Source organism: Plantactinospora sp. CA-294935, from assembly GCF_050936445.1.
In the GTDB taxonomy this organism is placed as follows: Bacteria; Actinomycetota; Actinomycetes; order Mycobacteriales; family Micromonosporaceae; genus Plantactinospora.
Genome location: NZ_JBNJMU010000001.1, coordinates 4,613,275 through 4,633,562, shown reverse-complemented (window position 1 = coordinate 4,633,562; position 20,288 = coordinate 4,613,275). Strand labels below are relative to the sequence as shown.

19 protein-coding genes are annotated in these 20,288 nt (G+C 68.1%); 9 read left to right on the top strand and 10 right to left on the bottom strand.

Annotated elements, in window-relative coordinates; translation table 11 throughout:
• Positions 1 to 270: 270 nt before the first annotated feature.
• Positions 271 to 624: a winged helix-turn-helix transcriptional regulator gene (locus ACQEVC_RS20655; RefSeq protein WP_432879947.1), complete on the bottom strand. Its 354-nt coding sequence runs from the start codon at positions 622 to 624 to the stop codon at positions 271 to 273.
• Between the two features lie 84 nt (positions 625 to 708).
• On the opposite strand from ACQEVC_RS20655, the gene ACQEVC_RS20650 reads away from it, so the two are divergent.
• Both ACQEVC_RS20650 and ACQEVC_RS20645 read left to right on the top strand, forming a co-directional pair.
• The gene (locus ACQEVC_RS20650) at positions 709 to 1,599 is read left to right on the top strand and encodes a pirin family protein (RefSeq protein WP_432879945.1); all 891 of its coding nucleotides are present in this window, start codon (positions 709 to 711) and stop codon (positions 1,597 to 1,599) included.
• A gap of 126 nt (positions 1,600 to 1,725) precedes the next feature.
• Positions 1,726 to 1,983: a hypothetical protein gene (locus ACQEVC_RS20645; RefSeq protein WP_432879942.1), complete on the top strand. Its 258-nt coding sequence runs from the start codon at positions 1,726 to 1,728 to the stop codon at positions 1,981 to 1,983.
• A 174-nt stretch (positions 1,984 to 2,157) separates the two neighbouring features.
• Here ACQEVC_RS20645 and ACQEVC_RS20640 read toward each other — a convergent pair whose 3' ends face one another.
• Positions 2,158 to 2,682, bottom strand: a complete 525-nt coding sequence (locus tag ACQEVC_RS20640; protein WP_432879939.1) for a GNAT family N-acetyltransferase — start codon at positions 2,680 to 2,682, stop codon at positions 2,158 to 2,160.
• 127 nt (positions 2,683 to 2,809) lie between these two features.
• On the opposite strand from ACQEVC_RS20640, the gene ACQEVC_RS20635 reads away from it, so the two are divergent.
• Positions 2,810 to 3,475: a cytidylate kinase family protein gene (locus ACQEVC_RS20635; RefSeq protein ID WP_432879937.1), complete on the top strand. Its 666-nt coding sequence runs from the start codon at positions 2,810 to 2,812 to the stop codon at positions 3,473 to 3,475.
• A 101-nt stretch (positions 3,476 to 3,576) separates the two neighbouring features.
• On the opposite strand, the gene ACQEVC_RS20630 is transcribed toward ACQEVC_RS20635, so the two are convergent.
• Positions 3,577 to 5,004 (bottom strand): amidase, encoded by a 1,428-nt coding sequence (locus tag ACQEVC_RS20630; protein ID WP_432891585.1) that lies wholly within the window; start codon positions 5,002 to 5,004, stop codon positions 3,577 to 3,579.
• A gap of 283 nt (positions 5,005 to 5,287) precedes the next feature.
• Between ACQEVC_RS20630 and ACQEVC_RS20625 the strand changes: the two genes are divergently transcribed.
• Together ACQEVC_RS20625 and ACQEVC_RS20620 are read left to right on the top strand one after the other, a co-directional pair.
• A complete protein-coding gene (locus ACQEVC_RS20625; RefSeq protein WP_432879934.1) occupies positions 5,288 to 5,620 on the top strand; it encodes a PadR family transcriptional regulator in 333 nt (110 codons plus the stop codon).
• Positions 5,617 to 6,426: a permease prefix domain 1-containing protein gene (locus tag ACQEVC_RS20620; RefSeq protein ID WP_432879931.1), complete on the top strand. Its 810-nt coding sequence runs from the start codon at positions 5,617 to 5,619 to the stop codon at positions 6,424 to 6,426. Before ACQEVC_RS20625 ends, ACQEVC_RS20620 begins: the two co-directional genes overlap by 4 nt.
• Positions 6,427 to 6,748: 322 nt before the next feature.
• Here the strand turns inward: ACQEVC_RS20620 and ACQEVC_RS20615 are convergent, their stop codons facing one another.
• Positions 6,749 to 7,351, bottom strand: a complete 603-nt coding sequence (locus ACQEVC_RS20615) for a hypothetical protein (protein ID WP_432879928.1) — start codon at positions 7,349 to 7,351, stop codon at positions 6,749 to 6,751.
• 374 nt (positions 7,352 to 7,725) lie between these two features.
• On the opposite strand from ACQEVC_RS20615, the gene ACQEVC_RS20610 reads away from it, so the two are divergent.
• Entirely contained in the window at positions 7,726 to 8,256 is a 531-nt protein-coding gene (locus ACQEVC_RS20610; protein ID WP_432879926.1) for a pyridoxamine 5'-phosphate oxidase family protein, read from the top strand.
• Between the two features lie 217 nt (positions 8,257 to 8,473).
• Here ACQEVC_RS20610 and ACQEVC_RS20605 read toward each other — a convergent pair whose 3' ends face one another.
• Complete coding sequence (locus tag ACQEVC_RS20605; protein WP_117672512.1) at positions 8,474 to 8,869, bottom strand: hypothetical protein; 396 nt, start codon at positions 8,867 to 8,869, stop codon at positions 8,474 to 8,476.
• A gap of 32 nt (positions 8,870 to 8,901) precedes the next feature.
• Entirely contained in the window at positions 8,902 to 10,911 is a 2,010-nt protein-coding gene (locus tag ACQEVC_RS20600; RefSeq protein WP_432891583.1) for a hypothetical protein, read from the bottom strand.
• A gap of 640 nt (positions 10,912 to 11,551) precedes the next feature.
• Here ACQEVC_RS20600 and ACQEVC_RS20595 point away from each other — a divergent pair.
• The 3 genes from ACQEVC_RS20595 (at position 11,552) to ACQEVC_RS20585 (ending at position 13,958) form a co-directional block, all read left to right on the top strand.
• Positions 11,552 to 11,911, top strand: coding sequence for a YciI family protein (locus ACQEVC_RS20595; protein ID WP_432879921.1), 360 nt, complete (start codon positions 11,552 to 11,554; stop codon positions 11,909 to 11,911).
• On the top strand, positions 11,875 to 13,143 hold the full coding sequence (locus tag ACQEVC_RS20590; RefSeq protein WP_432879918.1) for an RNA polymerase sigma factor: 1,269 nt from the start codon (positions 11,875 to 11,877) through the stop codon (positions 13,141 to 13,143). Before ACQEVC_RS20595 ends, ACQEVC_RS20590 begins: the two co-directional genes overlap by 37 nt.
• Before the next feature lie 98 nt (positions 13,144 to 13,241).
• Positions 13,242 to 13,958, top strand: a complete 717-nt coding sequence (locus ACQEVC_RS20585) for a dihydrofolate reductase family protein (protein WP_432879915.1) — start codon at positions 13,242 to 13,244, stop codon at positions 13,956 to 13,958.
• Between the two features lie 388 nt (positions 13,959 to 14,346).
• Here ACQEVC_RS20585 and ACQEVC_RS20580 read toward each other — a convergent pair whose 3' ends face one another.
• From ACQEVC_RS20580 to ACQEVC_RS20565, 4 genes are all read right to left on the bottom strand, one after another.
• Positions 14,347 to 16,110: an FtsX-like permease family protein gene (locus tag ACQEVC_RS20580; protein ID WP_432879911.1), complete on the bottom strand. Its 1,764-nt coding sequence runs from the start codon at positions 16,108 to 16,110 to the stop codon at positions 14,347 to 14,349.
• A 1-nt stretch (position 16,111) separates the two neighbouring features.
• On the bottom strand, positions 16,112 to 16,840 hold the full coding sequence (locus tag ACQEVC_RS20575; RefSeq protein WP_432879908.1) for an ABC transporter ATP-binding protein: 729 nt from the start codon (positions 16,838 to 16,840) through the stop codon (positions 16,112 to 16,114).
• The gene (locus ACQEVC_RS20570; RefSeq protein ID WP_432879905.1) at positions 16,837 to 17,376 is read right to left on the bottom strand and encodes a PadR family transcriptional regulator; all 540 of its coding nucleotides are present in this window, start codon (positions 17,374 to 17,376) and stop codon (positions 16,837 to 16,839) included. Before ACQEVC_RS20570 ends, ACQEVC_RS20575 begins: the two co-directional genes overlap by 4 nt.
• Before the next feature lie 563 nt (positions 17,377 to 17,939).
• Complete coding sequence (locus ACQEVC_RS20565) at positions 17,940 to 20,015, bottom strand: glycoside hydrolase family 36 protein (protein WP_432879903.1); 2,076 nt, start codon at positions 20,013 to 20,015, stop codon at positions 17,940 to 17,942.
• Positions 20,016 to 20,288: the final 273 nt, after the last annotated feature.

Below are 20,288 nucleotides of genomic sequence, written 5' to 3'. Positions count from 1 at the left end.
AGCTGAGATGGCCGCGCCGGGGTGGTGATGCCTGCTCACGGGCCATGGCTTGGGATGTGATGAGTCCCCCTGCGCCAACCGACTGAGCTACCGCCCCGGACCGACGCTGACCGACCGGGGTGCCGGGGCCGGCGAGCTCCGTCCGAGCACCGCCGGCGGTGGGACGCGGGCGGTGGACGCCTGCCCCGCCTGGACCTACCTGTCCAGTTGGTTCACGCCGCCGGTGGGATTCCGCACAGCGCCTCGCGCCGCCGGCCGAGTCGACGCGGGTCACGCGTCGTTGTGCGGGAGATGTCGCTCGCTCCAGTGCGCCAACGGGTCGAGTGCGGCGATCAGCTCTTTGGCGCCGGGCGTGAGAGCGTACGTGATCTGCACGGGTGTGCTGGGAATCACCGTGCGTTCGATGAGACCGCGGGACTGTAGCTGCTTGAGTCGCACTGTGAGCTGGGGATCCGAAATGCCCGGCACCATGGCGCGGTATTCCTTGAACCGGCGGGCGCCGCGGGCCGCGGCGAGCAGGATCGGTCCGGTCCAGCGGACTCCGATGATGTCGATCGCGCGCAGCAGGCGGTGGCAGCTTTCCTCGTCGATCGGAGTGCCGAGAGCGTCGGGCGCGGTAGTCACTTCTCAAAAGTAAGTTACTTCGGTGGCCTTTGGCAACCTGGGTTCGCGGCGGGACGCTTTCTCTACCGAAGAGAGGAAGGCATCATGAGCGCACAGACCGCGCCAGTGGGCCGAGGGGTGGACCGGGTCCTCGACAAGGTGCACATCGGTCCGACCCCCATGTCCGATCACAGCGCGCTGATCATTACGCCAGGTAACCACGCCTGGACCGATCCGTTCCTGGTGATGGGTGAGGAACTGGTCAACAAGCCGGGGTTCGACTGGCATCCGCACCGCGGGTTGGAGACCGTGACCCTGATCCTGGAGGGGAGTCTGGAGCACGGTGACAGCATGGGCAACACCGGTGTGCTCAGGCCGGGGGACGTGCAGTGGATGACCGCGGGGCGGGGCATCATCCACCGTGAGGTCGCTGCTCGTTCGGAGCATGCTCATGTGATCCAGATGTGGGTCAACCTGCCGGCGCAGCGGAAACTCGTGCCCACCCGCTATCAGGACCTGCGGGCCGGAAATCACGCCGTACACACCGAGCCCGGCGTGCTGGTCCAGTTGATCTCGGGGGAGACCGGGGCGGCGCGTGGGCCGGCGGTCAACCATTGGCCGATCCTGGGCATGGTGATCACGCTCGACCCAAGGACCGAGTACCGGCAGGTGCTCGACGGGGACCAGCGCGCGTTCGCGTACGTGATCTCGGGCCGGCTGGCGATCGCCGGGCGGACCGTGCGGGCCGGACAGATCGCCTGGTCCGATCCGGTGCCCCGGCCGGGCGACCCGACCACGCTGACCTTGGCCACCGGTGACGGCGACGAGCAGACCAAGGTGATGCTGTTCGCCGGCCGGCCCATCGGCGAGTCCGTGTACGCCAGCGGCCCCTTCGTGATGAACACCCGTGCCGAGATCGAACAGGCGTACCGCGACTTCCACTCCGGCAAGTTCGGCAGCATTCCCCAGGGCACCCGCCTGCCCGCCGGAACCTGACCGGTCGACCCGTCGCTGCCCGTTCACACACGCCCGTGACGGCGCCTCTCACGTTGCGCGCAGCGGCTTGCACATCCACAGCCACCTCAGCGTCGTGGGGAGGGACCAACCAGGAGGATCCATCCCATGGGCAACACCGACAACGCCGCCGACGGCTTGGTACCGGCCGAGGTGCTGGCCTCGACCAGCCCGGTCGCCGTCTCCGCCGTAGGCCGTGCCAAGCCAGGCAAGGACCAGGAGTTCGAAGACCTGGTCAGGTCGGTCGTTCCGCAGGTGCGCGCGGAGCATCCGCAAGCCCGCCGACCAGCGCGGCTTCGCCGTCCACCCACGCCGCTGGGTCGTGGAACCGCACCCTGGCCTGGCTCACCGCCTGCCGACGGCTGACCCGGAACTACGAACGCCACCCTGCTGTCTCCGAAGCCCTCATCCGATCGGCCGCCATCGCCGGCATGACCCGCCGCATCACCAGCGGAGGCCCATACGCCGGCGGCTTCGTCGCACGTTCACGTGTACCTGATAAACCCACCACCTCGACCTTTGGCCGGCACGGCCCACGATTCACTCGGACTTCGTAAAGCCCTCTGGGCGCCGCATCTCGAACAGGACGCTGTCGTGGCCCGCCGCGTCAGGCCGGCTTCCGACACGAACCGCACCAACTCTCTCCAACGCGCGCTGGGAACGCCGGTTTTCCGGGCCGACGAGGAACACCACCCGCTCGACGAACCGGAACGCGTGCCCCAGCATGAGGGCCTTGAGCTGCCCGTTCGCCCGGCCGCCCCAGTACGACCTGGCGAGGAACGTCCACCCGATCTCGACCTCGCTGCGTCGCTGATCGTAACCGTGAAATCGGGACGACCCGATGATGTCGCCCGCCGTCGACGTGACCACCAGAGCACCACCACAAGCCAGGGACTCCGCGAAGAACCGCGCGAAGACCTCACGTCGGTGTCGATCCCTGACAGGATGCTGCTCCCAAATCAGCGGGTCACGAGCAACCTGATAGAGCTCATCAAAGTCCGGCGACCACAAGGGCCGCACGCCAACGAGATCTCCACGGAGTATAGGTTGCAGATCGAACGGCATGAGCGAGTGTATCGGCGAATCAGGTCAGGACCGCCCCAGGGAAGGGCAGCCGCTCACCCGAGTAGCGGCCACCATCGGAGCACCACCTCACACGCTTCTCAAACACGCTCATAGGACGGGGCAGGGCATGAACCAAGGCACCCGCGACGAGATGCTCGGCCGCCTGGCCGAGGCAGTCGGGTCCGTCACAGTCGCACACCCGACGCGGGTTGCCATCGACGGACCGCCCGCCGCAGGCAAGACCACCCTCGCCGACGAGTTGGCCGTCGTCTTGCGCGAGCAGGGCCGCGACGTCATCCGCGCGACGATCGACGATTTCCTCTTCCCCCGGGCACAGCGCTATCCGCGCGGCGAGTACTCGGCCGAAGGGTGCTACTACGACACCCACGACTACGACGCGCTGAACCGGGTCCTGCTCGATCCGCTCGGCCCGGGCGGAGACCGACGCTTCCAACACGCGGTCTACGACCGCACCGCGGATACCGCGCTGTCCTCGCCGGTCACGACTGCCCCCGCCGACGCCGTGCTGGTCTTCGACGGCGTCTTCCTCATGCGCCCGGAACTGATTGATCGGTGGGACCTGCGCATCTTCGTGTCGACGGCACTCGAGAAGACCGTGGATCGTGCCGTGATCCGAGAGCGCCGGGTGTTATCTCGGGCCGAAGTCGAACGGCGCTGGCGCGAGCGTTACATCCCTTCCCAACAGTTCTACTTCGCTACGGTCCGCCCGACCCATCACGCCGACATCATCGTGCACAACGACGAGCCCCAGCTACCGGCCTGGGAGACTTAGTCGCCGGCTTCCCCGTCCGGCACCCTGACCTCCGTACGGGCGGGCGCCACTCGATTGAGTGAAGTGCAAATAAGCACTCTCATACCGATGAGCGGATGTTGCTACGTCGCCGAGGAGATCGGTGCCGGATCGGGGTGAGGATCGATCGGCGAGAGGGGAGGGATGCGCGCTTCGATCGCTGCTGCGGCATCAAGGCAGAGGTCTTCTCGGAAACGTGGCCCGATGACCTGTACGGCGTGCGGGAGACCGTCGGTTTTCCCGGTGGGGATCGCGACGGCGGGTAGTCCGAGCAGGTTGACGGCCACGGCCATCCGCATCGTGGCGGGAAAGTCGGACAGCCAGGCGGGGTCGAGGTCGCGGCCGAGCCGGAACGCCGGCTGGGTACGGATCGGGGCCAGCACCAGAGGTGTTCGGCTGAGCCAGTCGTTCCAGGCGCGGGCGATGGCGGCTCGTTCCATCATCGGGTCGAACGCCGGCTCGCCCCCGGCCCTGGTCCAGATCGGTTCATAGGCTTGCCAGAATCGGGCGAATTCGTCGGAGGCGACCGTATCCACGGGAGGTTGCACCCGGTGTACACGGCCGTAGCTCGACATGATCTGGGTGTAGATCTCACCCGCCCGTTCCAATGCTGGGGCGTCGTGTTCCTCGACGACGTAGCCGGCGTCGGTGAGCAGATCGGCTGCTCGGCGCAGCGCGTACCGCACCGCTGGGTGGACGTTGATCCCGCCTGGTGTGGCGACCATGGACACCCGGATCGGCGGTGACACGAGCGGTCCGTCGAGTGGTAGCGGTGCATGCCACGGGTCGCCTCCGTCGTACGCGCGCATGTGGGTGAACGCCAGGCGAAGGTCCTCGACGCGGCGCGCGATCGGCCCGTGCACCCCCAGCAGTTGGAATGCGAACGGCGTGGGCTGCCGACCACCGCTCTGCGCGACCCGGCCGAGAGAGGGTTTCAGCGCCGCCGCGCCGCAGCACTGCGCCGGCCACCGCAGCGAGCCCGCGCCGTCGTTGCCCAGCCCGAGCGGGGCCATACCGGTGATGACCGCGGCGGCGTCGCCCCCGCTGGAGCCACCCGGGGTGTGTGCGACAGACCAGGGGTTGCGGGTCGCCCCACGCAGCCCGTTGGCGGTGTGCCACCTCATCCCGAACTCCGGCATGTTGGTCCTGCCGATCGGGATCGCGCCTGCGGCGCGAAGCTCGGCGATGTGCGGCGCATCCTGGATCGCGACGGCATCGCGTAGCGCGGCGATGCCCTGGGTGGTCGCCGAGCCGGCCACGTCGACGTTCTCCTTCACCGTGATGGGCACGCCGCACAGCGGTCCGGGCTCGTCACCGCAGCGCAATGCCCGGTCGACCGCGTCCGCGGCGGCCAGAGCCTGCTTGTCGAGTACGACGGTGAGCGCGTTCACGACGGGATTGACCTCGTCAATCCGTCGTAGGTGTGCCTGCACCACCTCGCGGCTGGACACCTCCCCCGTCCTGATTCGGTGCGCCAACTGAGTTGCGCTCAGCATCCACAACTCCGGCATATCACCCTGCGGTTCAGTCATGCGACGAACCTAAGAGCCTCGCCGGCGAATGTGCAGTCTTGTCTTTCCGCGCCGTCTCAGCCGCCCAGCCCCGGATGGTGGCACGAACGTCCGGACATGCCGCCGACCGTGCGCGGCGCTCCTCAGCCGAAGCAGCCACGCTTCGTGACCGAGCTCCGACCTCGGGCCGGTGGACGCCCGGAACTGTCGATGCCAGCGCCCGTGGCAATTCGGGGCGCACCGACGTTGACACCTAGGATGGGTATGCCTAGGTTATCTAGGTATGGAGTTGCGTGGGCATCTGGACCTGCTACTGCTCGGCGCCTTGCGTCGGGCCGAACCAGCACATGGCTATGCGCTGATCGCTGCATTGCGGGACCGGTCCGAGGGCACTTTTGATCTTCCGGAAGGCACGGTCTATCCAGCGCTGCACCGCCTGGAACGCGACGGCCTGGTGAGTAGCGAGTGGGACGCAGGTGCTTCTCGGCGTCGTCGGGTATACCGCCTGACCCCCTCTGGGGTGACGGCGCTGACAACGAAGCGGCGCGAGTGGCGCACGTTTGCACAGGCCGTACAGGCCATCGTGGGGCAGGACGTTAAGGAGATGCCGGCGTGACCGCCAAGGGAGAGCGAGTGGAACCTTCCGGCCAGGACCCGACGGTGGCTGTGGGCGTGGTCGACCGTCACCTCGACGAGATGTTCGACCAACTGGCCGGGAGTGGAGCATCTGGCCGGCGAGTGCTTTCGGAGGTGGAGGACCACCTGCGAGACGCCGTCGCCGACGAGATGGCGCGGGGCGTTCCGGCGGAGCAAGCCGAACGCAACGCGGTCACCCGGTTCGGATCGCCGGACCACATCGCCGGCCCCCTGCGCCGTGCTCGGCGCGGCCTCGCGGTCGCCTCGGTGGTCTCCGACGCCTGGCTTCTCGCCGGGCTCGCCGCCCTGTTGCTCGCCGCTACGTACCTGTTCAAGGCGCTGGACGTGGCGATGCTGCGGTTCACACACCCCGAGCAACTGCCATCGTGTGTCGAGCGACCAATGGCGCCGGCCGACATCTCCGACGCCATCGCCCCGTGCGGTGCGGGCGCCTCTGCCACGCATGCCTATGCCCGGATAGGTCTAATCGCGTTCTTGGCGGCCGTAGCGGTGCTGACGGCTCGCTGGCTGACAATCCGTAACACCGCCCTGGCGCCAGCGTCCCAGCGCTTCCCCCTCCTCGCCGCCGCGTTAATCGCCGCGGCCGGAGCGGCACTGTTCCTGCTGTACCCGCTCACCCCGTCCGGGCGGCCTCTGTTCGGTGCCAGTGGCGGCACACCCCTGTGGTGGACGGGATCATGGCATCAGATCATCCTCAGTGGGCTCACGCTGCTGACCTCGGTTGCCATTGCTTGCAAGCACTTCGCCCGGAGGCCTCGCGTCTGACCCGTCGCGGGTAACTCGATCGCGGAATGCAAGCCCAGCCGAGGACCGCGTACACCGGCCGCCACACCTGCCGAGCGGTGGTCGGCGACCTCAGCCAGCAGCGCGATCGCCTCGCACAGGTATCAGGCGGCGGTGGTTAGCCAATAGCGAAGTCCTCCACCACGCCATCCGCTTCTGCCGCCGACCGTGCGCGTTGGCTAACACAACGTCTACGCTCGCGCTTCCTTTGTGCCTCGCCACTGGGAAGCATGTTCAATCGACGCACATCGGTGCCCGTCAAAGCGGGTGCCTGCTCCGTCCCACGGCACCAGACGGTGCAGCGTTACGTAGCCACGGCGACAACAATGCCCAGCACCACTGCCGCGTAGCCGGTGAAGGCCGCCCACCCGGCGAGCATGGCGAGGAACGGGTGGGCCACAGGGAACGGCACGGGCAAGCCCGGGATCGTCGCGCGGACGGTGTCGAGGGTGGCTCCCAGGGGCCGCCCGAATATCCGGACCAACCCTCCGAAGAACTTGGTCGTACGGTCGATATCCCACCGTGGTTCCCACAGTGACAGTGCGACCGCGCCGTCTCGCCCCATGACGACGACGACCCAGGCGGGCACGCCGGCCGGGCCGTCGAACGAGAGGACGTGGGCCGCCCTGATCTCCGTCCGCGGGATCACGGTGCGCCGACGCCATACGTTCACGTGCACCAGGCAATGGTCGTCGAACTCGACCCGGAGGTTGCATCGGCGCACCGCGGCATAGGTCCAACTGGCCAAGGCAGGCGGCCACATGATCGCCAGCACCCCCGCAGCGGCCGGAAACCCGACGGTGAGGCCGACCACGATCGCAGCCGGAATGCTGAACGCGAGAATCATCGGCTCGGCCACCGGGCCCAAATCCGCTGGACGGGGGCGCAACGTGGCGGTGGTGGTCACCCTGACCAGTGCAGCCGATCGATGCAACCTGATCGGACACGTACCAGCGTTTTTACGCTCGGGCGTCGCAACCTGGACCGGCAACGTCCAACCCCGATCGACGCATCTCGGCCTTCCCACCCTCGGTCAGCCGCCGACCAACCGGAAACCCGTATCCGCATCTGCCGCAGAGCGCGCGCGTCGCCAGCCGGGAGCCGTCACGTCGCGCCGCCGGCCTCTCACGCCGGCTGTCGTGCGGCCCGCTGGCGTCCGCAAGCCAGTTGAAGAAATATGACGCAAGGTGTCAGGTTTTGGGTGGAGCATAGGTTCATCGGTCGGCGCCGGTGATGGGCGCGGACCGCGGCACAGATAGATGCGGAAAGACAAGGACCTCCATGCGCGAAACCCCAGAAGATCTCGAAGAGCTCCAGGCCCTCCTTGACGCCTCCCTCGCCCGCTCCACCTCCCACCTCCGCTCGATCATCAACACCGCGCGCACACTGAACGCGGAGCAGCTCACCCAGGTCCTCACCGGCATGTGCACCCTCGCTCTGTCCAGCGTGACGGCGAAGGGTGAGCCGCGGATCAGCGGTGTGGACGGGCACTTCCTGCGAGGCAAGTGGTACTTCGGCACGGCGCGCGACGCGGCCAAGGCGCGCCACCTCGCGGCGCGGCCCGCCGTCAGCGCCGCACATATGCGCGGTGAGGACCTCGGCGTCTTCACGCACGGCAAGGTGGAGATCCTCAACCCCCAGAACGGCGACCAGGCCACGGACTGGCCGGACGTGCTCGCGTACTTGAAGGACTTCTACGGCGACGACCCCTTCGACTGGGACAACGACGTGGTCTACTACCGGCTGCATCCGCACTGGATGACCGTCTATGCCCCAGACATCGCAAAGCTCACCATGGCGTCCCAGCCCTGATCCACAGCACGGGCCAACCGATGCGCGTCCAAGACCCGTTCCGTCAGAGGTCTCGTTACCGCCTAGCAGGGCTGAACGCGGCGTCCGCGGTGGCCTGGTCGACTCGATTCAGGGGCGCTGCCAGCACCTCCGGCCCGTACGGCGGCAGGCTACGCCACCACCGCCAGCCGGCCGGACCGCCTACCCCGATGAGCAGCAGACGCTGATTGTCAGCGGGCTACAGGTTGTTGATTCGGGCCAGCAGCTCTGCCTCGGTCAGGTTTTCCAGGACCGCGTCCTGCTTGCGGCCCAGGACTGCCAGCAGCTTTTCCTTCTCCAGCTTCTTGGCTGCCGCTGCCTTCGCCGACTGGTCCTCCGCGAGGCGGATGGCGATGACGTGCTTGACGACCTCCAACTTGGTCTCCAAGGTTGCCTTGGCCGGATTGGTCTCGGTGGCCACGAACGACTCGGTGTCGATGGCCTTGAGTTCGGCGTTGACCGCCTTGGCCACGTCATCGAGGCTGAAGCCGGACTTGGCGGTCAGCGGAAGCTCCCACAGCTGTTCCGTGGTCAGCAGTCCCTTGGCCGACGGGTAGCGGAATTTCTCCCGCGTGGCCTTTTCAAAAATGGTCACGATGGCCTCTCTCAGATTCTCTGGGTAGGAAGTCAGAACTGGATACTGATGAGGTGGCGCCGGCCGTCGGTCATGGTCACCTTGGCGACCACAGAGCTGCGGACCGTGGAGCTGAAGCCGAGGCCGGACAGCTGATCCGGGGACGGCTCGCACTTGGTGCGATCGCCGAGAACCTCGAACACCTTGCGGTGCGGTTGCAGGTCGCCGCGGAGGAACTCGTTGTAGATCCCCCGGGTCGGCTGGTCGTTCACGCACCCTTTCAGGATGAAGAAGTAGTGGCGGTTGCCGACCTCGCCGTCGTCGAAGTAGTTCGGCGAGTACATGATGGTGGACACCGGCACGAACTGTTCGGTGGCGATTCCCCACAGGTCCTTGCCTGCGCTGCCCGGCTGCATGTCCTTACCCGGCCGGAAAGCGGTGATCACCTCGTCGGCGACCGTCATCCGGCCCACCTCGACGGTCTCCTTGTGGCCGACCGCCCGCTCGTGGCTGTAATGCTCGATTTTCCCGTTGCTCTCGGTCTCGATCACGAAGCCGACCTCGGTGCTTTCCCGCTTGTTGAACTGATTCACCTCGATCCGGTACTCGCCGTCGGGGACGTTGTCGGTCCAGGTGACGTTCTCCACCGGCTCACGCGAGAACGTCCCGCCCGCGTTCATGTCGACGTCCAGCTTGTTGCGTTTGTCCCTGTACCAGATGTGGTCGCCGTTGGGTTCGAACACGTGCAGGTCGAGGTCGTCGTGGTTGAACCAGGACAGGCTCACCCGCAGCTTGCCGGTGACGTTGCCGCCGGCCCGCTTGACCTTCTCCTTGATCGAGTCGGTGACGTTGCCGTTGTAGGACCAGCCGAAATCGTTGTCCCAGGTGAACAGCCGCGGGGCGGCCGGGTGCCGGCCGGTGGTGAGACTGACGAAGTGCGGTTCGTGGCTGTTGGCGACCCACAGGTCGATGGTCGCGGCGCCCGGCAGGATGTCTTTCATGAAGGTGACCACGGGAATCTCCTCCGGCTTCGCGTCACGAAGGCGCGCACCTGCCGACCTCATGGTGGCCGCCTGCATGAGCAGCCCTTCGATGCCGTCCTTCATCCGCGACTGTGTGTCGTTGTCGACCCATAGCACGTTGGTGACCGACACGTCGGACAGCCGGGCGAACCGTCGCTGCAACGACTCCTCGATGCCCAACTCATCGATGGTCTTCATGGCAGCCTTGACCATGGCCGGGGTGATCAACGCCGTGGGGCGCTGGTAATTCTGCGGTGCCACCTTCGTCTCGAACGACCGGACCGCCTGCTCCAGGTCGACGCCCGCGGAGAGATCCTGGACGAGGGTGCCGATCACCGTGTTGCGGAACCGGGCCGCCGGGTTCATGGCGTTGGCGAAAATGAAGGCCTGTCCGTCGGCCGCCTTCGTCCACCGGTTCTGCAGTGACCGGAACTCGGTCACCGCCCGACGATGCTCCGTGCCGCGGTAGAGGGCGTTGTCGTCGATGAGATCGACGACGGTGTCCAGAGCGTGCTGGGTCAGCTCGGCCAGGCCACGCCGGAACACCTGCACCGCGGCGTCGAAAGTGCCCCGTGCCGCGCCGACCTCCTTGATGCGATGCCGCTTCTCCACCCGGCCGTGCAGGTGGTGCCACACCTCGACCTGGCCGTCGCGCAGCGTCCGGGTCGTCCTCGTCCCGTACTGCGCCTCGGCGGACCGGAAAATGGTGGACAACGGCAGCGTGCTGACGAATTCGTCCATTGCGGCGGCGACGACGGAGAAGACCGGGTCGGACGCAGACACCCCGGACCAGACGGAGCGAACCTGTCCGTTGTGGATCTCGACGACGTTACCGAAGTTCTTGATGAACCCGCGGCAGGTCGAGCAGTCGTACTCGGACCGCTCACGGAACCGGAGATTAGTGCCGGCGGGGAAGGAACCGAGAAAGGTGAGCCAGAGTGAGTCCCGGTCGAGACCGTCGCCGACGACATACAACTCGCCCTTGGACATCGCGGACAGACGTATAGTCACATCCGTCACGAACTGCCGGAAATCGCCCACTGCGTCATCCTCCTTGATCACCGGAGATCCTATGGAGTGCCTGCAAGCGGAGAAACGCATTTCCGGCTGTCCGCACGGTCACGGACGGGCGCCGGTGGCCGGCGGTCAGTCGACCGGATTCGCGTACGGCGGTAGGGTGTCGAGCCGGCGGTCAGCAGTCCCGCCAGTTGGCCGGTGCTCCGAGCAGATCCCGGCTCACGCCGTGGTTGCCTTACCGGGCACCCGCAGGCCTGGGTGGTCGGGGCATGCTCCGCATGATGATTTTCCTCGTCACCAACAACTCCGCCGACTACTGCGAGGAGACCGGTGTCCTCGCGCTCGAACTACGTGCCGAGCTCGAGAGGGTCGCCTGAGACCTGACCCGAGTAGCGGATCATCTTCTCAAGCACGCCAGGCTCGCACCGAGGGACCGTGTGAACCCGCGCTCGATCAGGTGCTCGCTCATGCCGCCGACCGTGCGCCGCCCACAGCCACAGCCGTCACGCTTCGTGATCGGCTCTCGGAATCCCTCGGTGGCCGCTCTCAGCCAGCCGGAGAACCTGTGGCCGCCCCCTCGCCGTTGCCGTCCGTGCGCAGCATCTCGGCGGCCCGCATTATCGTGGCAAGGCTACTCAGCGCCTCCGCAGGGAAGGGTTGTGCCATGAAATACCTGATGCTGGTCTATGGCAACGAGGAGGTTTGGAACACGCTCGCGCCGGCCGACCTCGCCGCGCTCATCAGCGAGGTCGACGCGTTCAACGATGCGCTGGGCGAGTCCGGGGAGTTGATCACTGCGGAAGGGTTGGTACCGCGGGCCCGCTCGGTCCGGATGGCGCAGGGCGGTCCGGTCGTCACGGACGGGCCGTACCTGGAGGCGAAGGAGTACGTAGGCTCCTACTTCATGGTGGATGTCGATGTCGACCAACGGGCGCTGGACATCGCCCAGTCATATCCAGGGCTGCGCTACGGTGGCAGCGTCGAGGTGTGGCCGTTGATGCGGGGCGGCTGGGTCCGGCGTTGAAGGTCGACCCGTCGACCGAGGAACTGCTGCGGACGCTCGCGGCTCCGGTGCTCGGTGCGCTCGTACGCCGCTACGGTGACTTTTTCCGGGCCGAGGACGCGGTCCAGGAGGCGTTGGTCACTGCGGTCAGTACGTGGCCGCGCACCGGCGTTCCGGCGCAGCCGCTGGGGTGGCTAACGACGGTCGCCGCGCGTCGTTACCTGGATCAACTGCGCGCCGACACCGCCCGGGAGCGTCGGGAGCGTGCCGTTCTGGCGACCACCCCGCGCGATGCGCTGGTCGCCCCGCCGCCGGACCTGGAGCCGGTTCGCGACGACCTGCTTGAGCTGTTGTTCCTGTGCTGCCATCCGGCCCTGACCCCGTCCGCACAGGTGGCACTGACGCTGCGGGCGGTCGGCGGACTGAGCACGGCCGAGATAGCCGCAGCGTTTCTCGTGCCGGAGAAGACGATGGGCCAGCGGATCTCACGGGCGAAACAGCGGCTGCGGGACGCCGACGCCCGATTCGAGCTTCCGCCGCAGGCGGAGTGTGGGCCCCGACTGCGAGCCGTGTTGCACGTGTTGTACCTGCTGTTCAATGAGGGCTACAGCGCCAGCTCTGGGCCGGTGTTGCAGCGGACCGACCTGACCCGGCAGGCCTTGTGCTTGACGCGTCGGCTACACGACCGGCTGCCCGACTCGGGCGAAACCGTCGGGCTGCTGGCGCTGATGGTGTTGACCGAGGCACGTAGCGGGGCGCGTACCGGACCCGATGGCATCCTCGTGCCGCTCATCGAGCAGGACCGGACGCGTTGGGACCGCACCGCGATCGCGGAGGGCATCGCTCTGATCACCCACAGTCTGGCCACGCTGCCTCTCGGCCCGTACCAGATACAAGCGGCCGTCGCGGCGGTGCACGCCGAGGCACCATCGACCGAGGTCACGGACTGGTCCCAGATTCTCGCGCTGTACCAGGTTCTCGATCGGCTGGCGCCCAATCCCGTCGCCACGCTCAACCGGGCGGTCGCCTTGGCGATGGTGCGTGGCCCGGAGGCTGGGCTGGCGTTGCTCGGCGAGTTGGAGTCCGGGCCACTCGCAGGGAATCACCGGCTGCTGGCGGTCCGGGCACACCTGTTTGAGCAGGCCGGTAAACGGGCCGACGCGGCCGCGGCGTACCGGGAGGCCGCGCGCCTGGCTGGGAGCCTGCCCGAGCAGCGGTTTCTCGTGCAGCAGGCCGTCCGCTGCACCGGTTGAGCCCGTTCGTCGCGGCACGCGGGTAGAAATCGACCTTGCGGCTCCGATCTGTAGGTAGACAGCCCCAAGCGAGGGCGCGAGAGAGCGGAGCGAGGACGATGACCAAGGTGACAGCGCAGATGTCGCTTTCACTTGACGGGTACTACGCCGGCCCCCAGCACAGTGGCGACGGCGGCTGGGTGGAGTCGGCGGAGGCCGCTGGATTCTTCCGGATCACCCGTTGGGCGACTGAGGCGATGGCTTGGCGGGAGCGGCTGGGCTTCGCTGGCGGGGAGCAGGACACGAACTCGGAGATTCTGGCCGAGACGTTCGAGAGGGCTGGCGCGTACGTCATGGGCAGGCGGATGGCCGACGGCGGTGAGGTGCCGTGGGGTGAGGAACCGCCGTTCCGCGCACCGGTCTTCGTCGTGACGCACCGTCCCCGCGAGACCGTGGCACGCAAGGGTGGAACGAGTTTCACGTACGTCACCGACGATGTCGCCAGCGCGGTCGAGCGGGCACGTGCGGCGGCGAACGGCAAGAACGTCGCCGTGGCCGGCGGTGGCAACCTGCTGCGACAGGTACTCGAAGCCGGCCTGTTGGACGAGCTGGAAATCCACATTGCCCCGGTGGTGCTCGGCGCCGGGATGCGCCTGCTCGACGGCGGCCTCGACCTCGGCGACTTCGAGGCGATCGAGCTCGAACCCAGCAGGGTGGTGCACACGCCGCGGGTCACGCACATCCGGTACACCGTCAACGGCCGCGCCCCACTCGTGCTCGACGACCGCGGCAGCGGCGGCGGTCCGACCCAGGCCGCGACCTCGCGCACCGCCTGAACCAGCGCCACGACGGCGCCCGGGCATCACACCGGTGCCCGGGCGCCCCGTGCACTCAATGCCTCGACGACGGGTTCCGCCCACCATACGTGCGGATGAGAAGCAATTGCACGCGAAACGGGCGCCAGCACCCCGCCCCAACCTGAGCCTGCTCCTTCCGTGAGCTTCGGGAGGCCGGCCCACGTATCCGGATTTGCCGCCGATCGCGCGTCGGACAGCATCAGCCCTGGTTGTCGTTACTCAACCTGCATATCGTGTCGACCGCACTGCGCAGGCACGCGTCGACGCTGGACGTCACGACGGCTGTCCGGACTGACTACGTTTGGTCACGGCGGGGCGGACGTACGCGCGCGGGCTCGGCAGATGGCACTACAGGCGTGCACGGCTGTCAGGTCGGTGCGGACCGGAGGGTGTCCACGACCGGGCGCCGGGTGGCAACCATCGCGGGGATGGCGGTGAGCGCGGCGATGGCGAGCAGGACTCCGAGTGCGGTGGCGAGCAGCCAGGAACCGGGTGGGTACTGGACCTCGCCGAGGCTGACGAAGGTGACCAGCCCGATGCCGGCCGGGATCCCCACGGCGACGCCGGGTATGGCGGGAAGCAGTTGCGCTACCGCCAGGCCCACGCCGGCCTGCGCGGGCGTGGCACCGAGCGTCCGCGCGACGGCCAGCGGCTGCCGGGCGTCGAGGACAGCGGTCCAGGTGCTCACGACGGCGTTGATGAACGCAAGAGTGCACAGCACGACGGTGAGCACGAGCGTGGCCTGCTCGCCCCGTTCCCACCGGGGATTGGCGAGTTCCGTGTATCCGAGGTCGAAGTGCACCACACGGGTGTTGACCATGAGAATGGCGACGAGTGCGGTCATGGTGATCAGGGTGTTCACGGTGACCAGCCGGGCCCGGCGCGGTCGGCGCGCGTTGATCCGCACCCCGATCAGCAGGGCGGTGGGCAGCTGCCGCGACAGCCAGATACGCCACCGTCGGCGCCGCGGTGGCGTTGCCGCGTCGGCCAGTGCATGGACGGTGCTGGTGGCGGCGGCGCGCACCACCGGTACCAGAGTCGCCGCCACCGCGATCGTGAGGGCGAGGGCCGTGACGGCGATCACCGTGCGCAGCGCGGGTGGCTGGGTGTTGACGGAGCCGATGAGTCCGGCGCTGGGACGGATCACCACGGGTGCGGCGAACCAGCCCGCGGCCAGGCCCGTGGCGGCGGCGGCGAGCCCGATCACGAGGTACTCGGCGAGGTGGACGGCGGCGATCATGGCCGGTCCGGCCCCGACGGCCTTGAGCAGCCCGACCCGGCGGCGCTGGCCGATGATCCGGCCCGCGACGATGCCGGCGACGCCGGCCAGCGCAAGGCCGCTGAGCAGCCAACTGCCGACGAGCAGCGCGATCCGCGCGTCGCTGTACAGCCGACCGTTGAGGTGGCCGATCGCCTGCCAGGTGGTGAGTTGGTCTCCGACGGGGTACGTGGTGCTGGCCGCCGGGTCGGCGAGTTTGAGGTTGAGGGTGTACGACAGCGGCTGGCCGCCCGCGAGCCTGGCTATGTCGCCGCGGTCGACCCAGACCAGGCCGCCGCGCTCGACCAGGACACTGCCCGAGTAGTGCCACCCGGCGTACGGATAGGTCGCTCTCGCGGCGGTGACCGCGGTCCCGGTCACGCGCAGCGGGTGGCCGTCGACGCTGACCGTGTCGCCGACGCGGATGCCGAGGGCGTCGGCGAAGGCACGCTCGACGACCACGCCGCCGGGGCGTACCCAGGTGCCGTCGGTCACAGCGGGCCGGTCGATCGACACGGGCGCGGTGTCCCGGCCCTCGACGACGGCGTGCGCGGACTTGCCGCCGGCCGTCATCGTCAGGTAGGCGATCGGGAACGGGCCGCTGTGATCGGTGACGCCGGCCGCGGTGGTCAGCGATGCGAGCTCGTCCAACGCGGCCTGGCCGGTGGCCCGGGGGGTCACGATCACGTCCGGGCCGGCGGTGGCGGTCCGGGTCTGCTGGTACGGCCGGTCGGCGATTTCGTTGAGGGTGAGGCCGAGGGTCAGCGTGGCGGTGGCGGCGGTGATGGCGACCAGGAGCAGGACGGTTTCGGTCCGGCGGCGGCGCAGGCCCCGGATCAGCAGCCGGCACACGAGGAGGAGGCGGCCGGACATGTCAGCGCCGCCCGTCGTAGACGGTGCCGGTAGCGGTGCTGGCGAATCGGTTGTCGTCGGCGAACGCCCCGTCCCGCATGGAGATCACCCGGTCGGCGACCGCGGTGATGCGGGCGTCGTGGGTGACCACCACGAGGGTCTGTCCCGCGGCGTGCAACGCCTCGAACAGCCGCAGTACCTCCAGGGTGGCGGCGCTGTCCAGGTTGCCGGTGGGTTCGTCGGCCAGCACGACCAGCGGCTCGTTGCTCAACGCGCGGGCGATGGCGACCCGCTGGCGCTGCCCGCCGGACAGCGCCGAGGGCAGGTGCGCGGCGCGGTCGGCCAGCCCGACCCGGTCCAACAGGTACATCGCCCGCCTGCGGGCCCGCCCCGGTGACTGGCCGGCCAGCAGCGCGGCCAGCTCGACGTTCTCCACCGCGGTGAGCTCGTCCATGAGATGGAACGACTGGAAGACGAACCCGACGCTGTCGCGCCGCAGCCGGGCCAGGGCCCGTTCGCTCATCGTGTCGATCCGGTGCTCGGCCAGCCACACCTGCCCGCCGGTCGGGCGTTGCAGCCCGCCGAGCAGGTGCAGCAGGGTGGACTTGCCACAGCCGCTCGGGCCCATGATCGCCAACGTCTGCCCGGCGGGCACGTCCAGGTCGACCTCGTCGACCGCGCGTACCAGTGTGTTGTTCGAGCCGTACCGTTTGGTCAGCCCACGGGCCCGCAGCGCCATCGATCCGGTCATGCCTCCGCCTTCCGCCCAGTCCGATCACGCTCGGCCCACATGCGCTCGCATGCCTCCAGCCACTCCAGGTCGGCCCGCAGCCGCAGCACGACGCCCTCCAGCAGCACCCCGGCAACCGGATCCACCGACCGGTCCAGCGCCGCGCGCTGGGTGTCGCGCAGCCGGCGCAGCACCTCGCGCCGCTGCGCGTCGACCAGCGCCACGGGATCGGCAAGCCGGCCGGCCGCGGCGGCCACCAGCTTCAGGTGGAACTCCGCGAGGTCCGGCTTCGGCCAGCTCACCTCGGACAGCCAGCCCGCGACCCGCTGCTGTCCGGCCGGGGTCAGCGCGTAGACCCGGCGGTCAGGCCGGTCCGGCAGGCCCTCGGCCCGCTCCGAGGTCACCAGCCCGGCCCTGCCCAGCCGGGCCAGCGCCACGTAGATCTGCCCGGCGTTCATCGTGTCGCCGACCGGGCCGAGCGCGTCGCGCATCCGGCTGCGCAGCTCGTACCCATGCGCCGGCTCCTTCGCCAGCATGGCCAGCACCACGTCCTGCACCCAGGCACCCCTTCGTCCGGATCGCTAATAGATAGCCGGTAGCTATAGCGCTGTCAACTCCGGCGGCGGGGTGTACGAACGCCGCAGCAGCTACCGACCTGAGTGGGTGCTCCGCGCGCGACACGCGAGCCTCCGCCTGATCTCGTCCCCGGTACCCCCGCAACACCCTGGTCCTCGCCTGCGGCGACCGGACCACGTCTGACAACCTCGACCACCACAGGTCCGCCGTCTCGAGATCCGTCCCGCAAGCTGAGCCGTCTCTGGACCGATCGTTGGCGGGGAGCCGGGGTGCGGCGCTCAGGTTGCCGCCGGTCCGCTCCCCGGGTCTCCGGCCTCCCCGCCGACCAGCTCACCGTCCCTAGTGGGTGCCCGGTGTGGCGTCGTTTCCCGCTGCTCGGCCCAGGACGTGCGCATCGCGCGGTTCAGGTCGAAAAAGGTTCACCGAACACATCGGACCCACTCCTCCAGGATGGCCCGCGAGGTCTCCGGTATTTCAGGTTCTTCCTGGTCGACGAACCCTCTGACGGAGACCTCGCGGCTGGAGAAATCACTGCGCGATCAGGTCAGTCGACAGGCTCGGCCACGACGAGCTGAAACTTCTCGAAGGTCAGCTTCACGGTGTTGTGCCTGGCATCGACGGTGCCGAGGGAGATGCCGTTGAACGGGTCGGTCAGGCGGTACCTGGCCCGGCCCAGACCGCGCAACTCGACCGTCCCGTCCCACACGTCGGCGTAGAAGGCGTAGTGCAGGGTTCCGCGCTTGGTCACGACGTGCGCCTCGGGCTTGTCGAAACCGATGTCGTACAGGTCGCCCCGGTACTCCCCGGCCGGCAGCATGTTCTCCTGGTACAGGCTCACCCATTTGCGCCAGAGAGCGTCCTTTTCCGGGGTGAGCACATTCTCCTCGTCCGGGCCCGCCGGGTAGGTGAACTTGGTCGACAGCACGGCTCCCACGCCGTAACTCGACGCGAAGTCGTCGCCGCCATCGCTCAGCTCGACATGGTCGCCGGCGTAACTGGCGCCCTGACCCATCAGCGCCTTCATCGTCTTGCCCTTGGTCCGGACCTGGTACGACGAGGTTGGGTCAGAGCCCGGGTACTGGTCGATGTAGGGCAGGTTGTGGAAGGCGAAGGCGGTGCCGCAGGGGCAGAGCTCGACGACCGCGTTGTGGTTCGCCCTGTGCGCGGCCTCGTACACCGCCTTCCAGAACTGCGCCAGGCCCTCGGTGGACTCCTCGGGGCGGGCGTGCCCGTGCGCCGGGTTGTAGCACGGTGTGACGCCGTTGAGGTGCTGACCGTCGATCTTCAGCCCCTCGTAGCCCCAGTCACGGATGAACCTCTTCACCTGCGCGACGAAGTAGTCCACAGTGGGCTGGTACGCCGGGCACAACGTCCAGGCGTTCCACCAGGTCACCTTCTGCATCTTGCCGTCGCGATCCAGCAGAAGCATGTCGGGGCGTTCTTTGAACAGGTTGCTCTCCGGATCCGCCGCCAGCGGGGCCCACCACAGACGCGGCCGCAGGCCCGCGTCTCGGATCTGCCTGGTGAAGGCTCGCATGTCCGCTTCGCCCCGCGGGAACTTCTGCGGGTTGATGTCCCAGTCGCCTTCGTTGGTCTGCCAGCCGTCGTCGAGCACCGCCCACTTGAGGCCGACCTCACGCACCTTGGGAAGCGTCCCGATGACCTGCTCGACAGTGAAGTCGCGCTCGTAACCCCAGGCGCACCAGATGGGGTCGTAGGCCGATTTCGGCGACGTGGGGGCGCGCTGGCCGAGGTCGCCCAGGTAGTCGCGATAGCGCTGGAGCGGTACGAAGTGGTCACCCGAGTGGGCCGTCAGGAACGTGGTGTCGGTGCTCAACTGCTGGCCCGGCTTCAGGATGCGCGGGGTGTCGCCTTCGACGGCGATGCTCGCTCCGTTGGGCGTCCTGCGAACCGGCAGGCGCAGGATCCTCGCCACGGGTTCGACGTGCCCGACGGACAGGCCCGCGCCCGGACGCCAGACGGACGCCATCGGCGTGCCGCCGCCGTAGTCGGAGGAGTCCATCCCCAGCGAGTTCTCCTGGTCGAACCCGTCTGTCACCGGCTGCACCCAGTCGCGACGGTTCTCATAGGTGGTACCCGAGAAGGTGTAGAAGCCGCCGGGCTTCTCCAGGAGTTCGTGGGCGCCGCTGCGCCACCCGGTGACCCTCAGCTCGGCACCGGAGATGTTGGTGTAGGTCACCCTCATCACGATCATCCCGGTCAGGCGCTGGAAGGAGGTCAGCTCCACCGTCTTGCGTACGCCGGCCGCGGAATCCCCCCGGACGGTCACCTGTACGCCTGCGCCGTGCCGGGAATGCCTGGTCCTGCGGGTCAGGTGTCCGCGGTAGGTGAACTCGTCGATCGTCGTATCGCCCAGCAGCAGGGCTTCACTGGCGTCGAAGCGCGTGACGTTGACGTCCTTCACGGCCACCCGGGTGTGCAGTTTGTCGTCGAACTCCAGGGTGATGGAGGTGTCGCCGACGCCGACGACATCGGGACCGCGGTTCGGTGCGGCGGCTGCGGGTGTGGCGCCCACCGCCGTGGTCACGGTAGGTAAGGTGGCCAGGCCGGCGCCCCCCAGGGCCAACTTCAGTACGCTCCGCCGCTTCATGTCGGTCATGTCAGACTCTCTTTCGGGCTCGTTGCGCAGCTCTGACCCCAGGCCGCGCCGTCCGCTCGTCGTTGCAGACCATCAAGATCGAGCCACCTCGAACGTGCCGATATGTCCTGGAGCGTCGAAGACGAGATCACGGAGATCCGACGGCGGCCGCATGTCCGGGGTGGCCGCCGAGCTGGTCGGCCTGGTTCGACGTTCATTGAGGGATGGTCTGCCCGACGAACGTAAGTGGTATACTCTTGGCTTGTCAATGGCCGGTTCCCGGCAGTTTTTGGT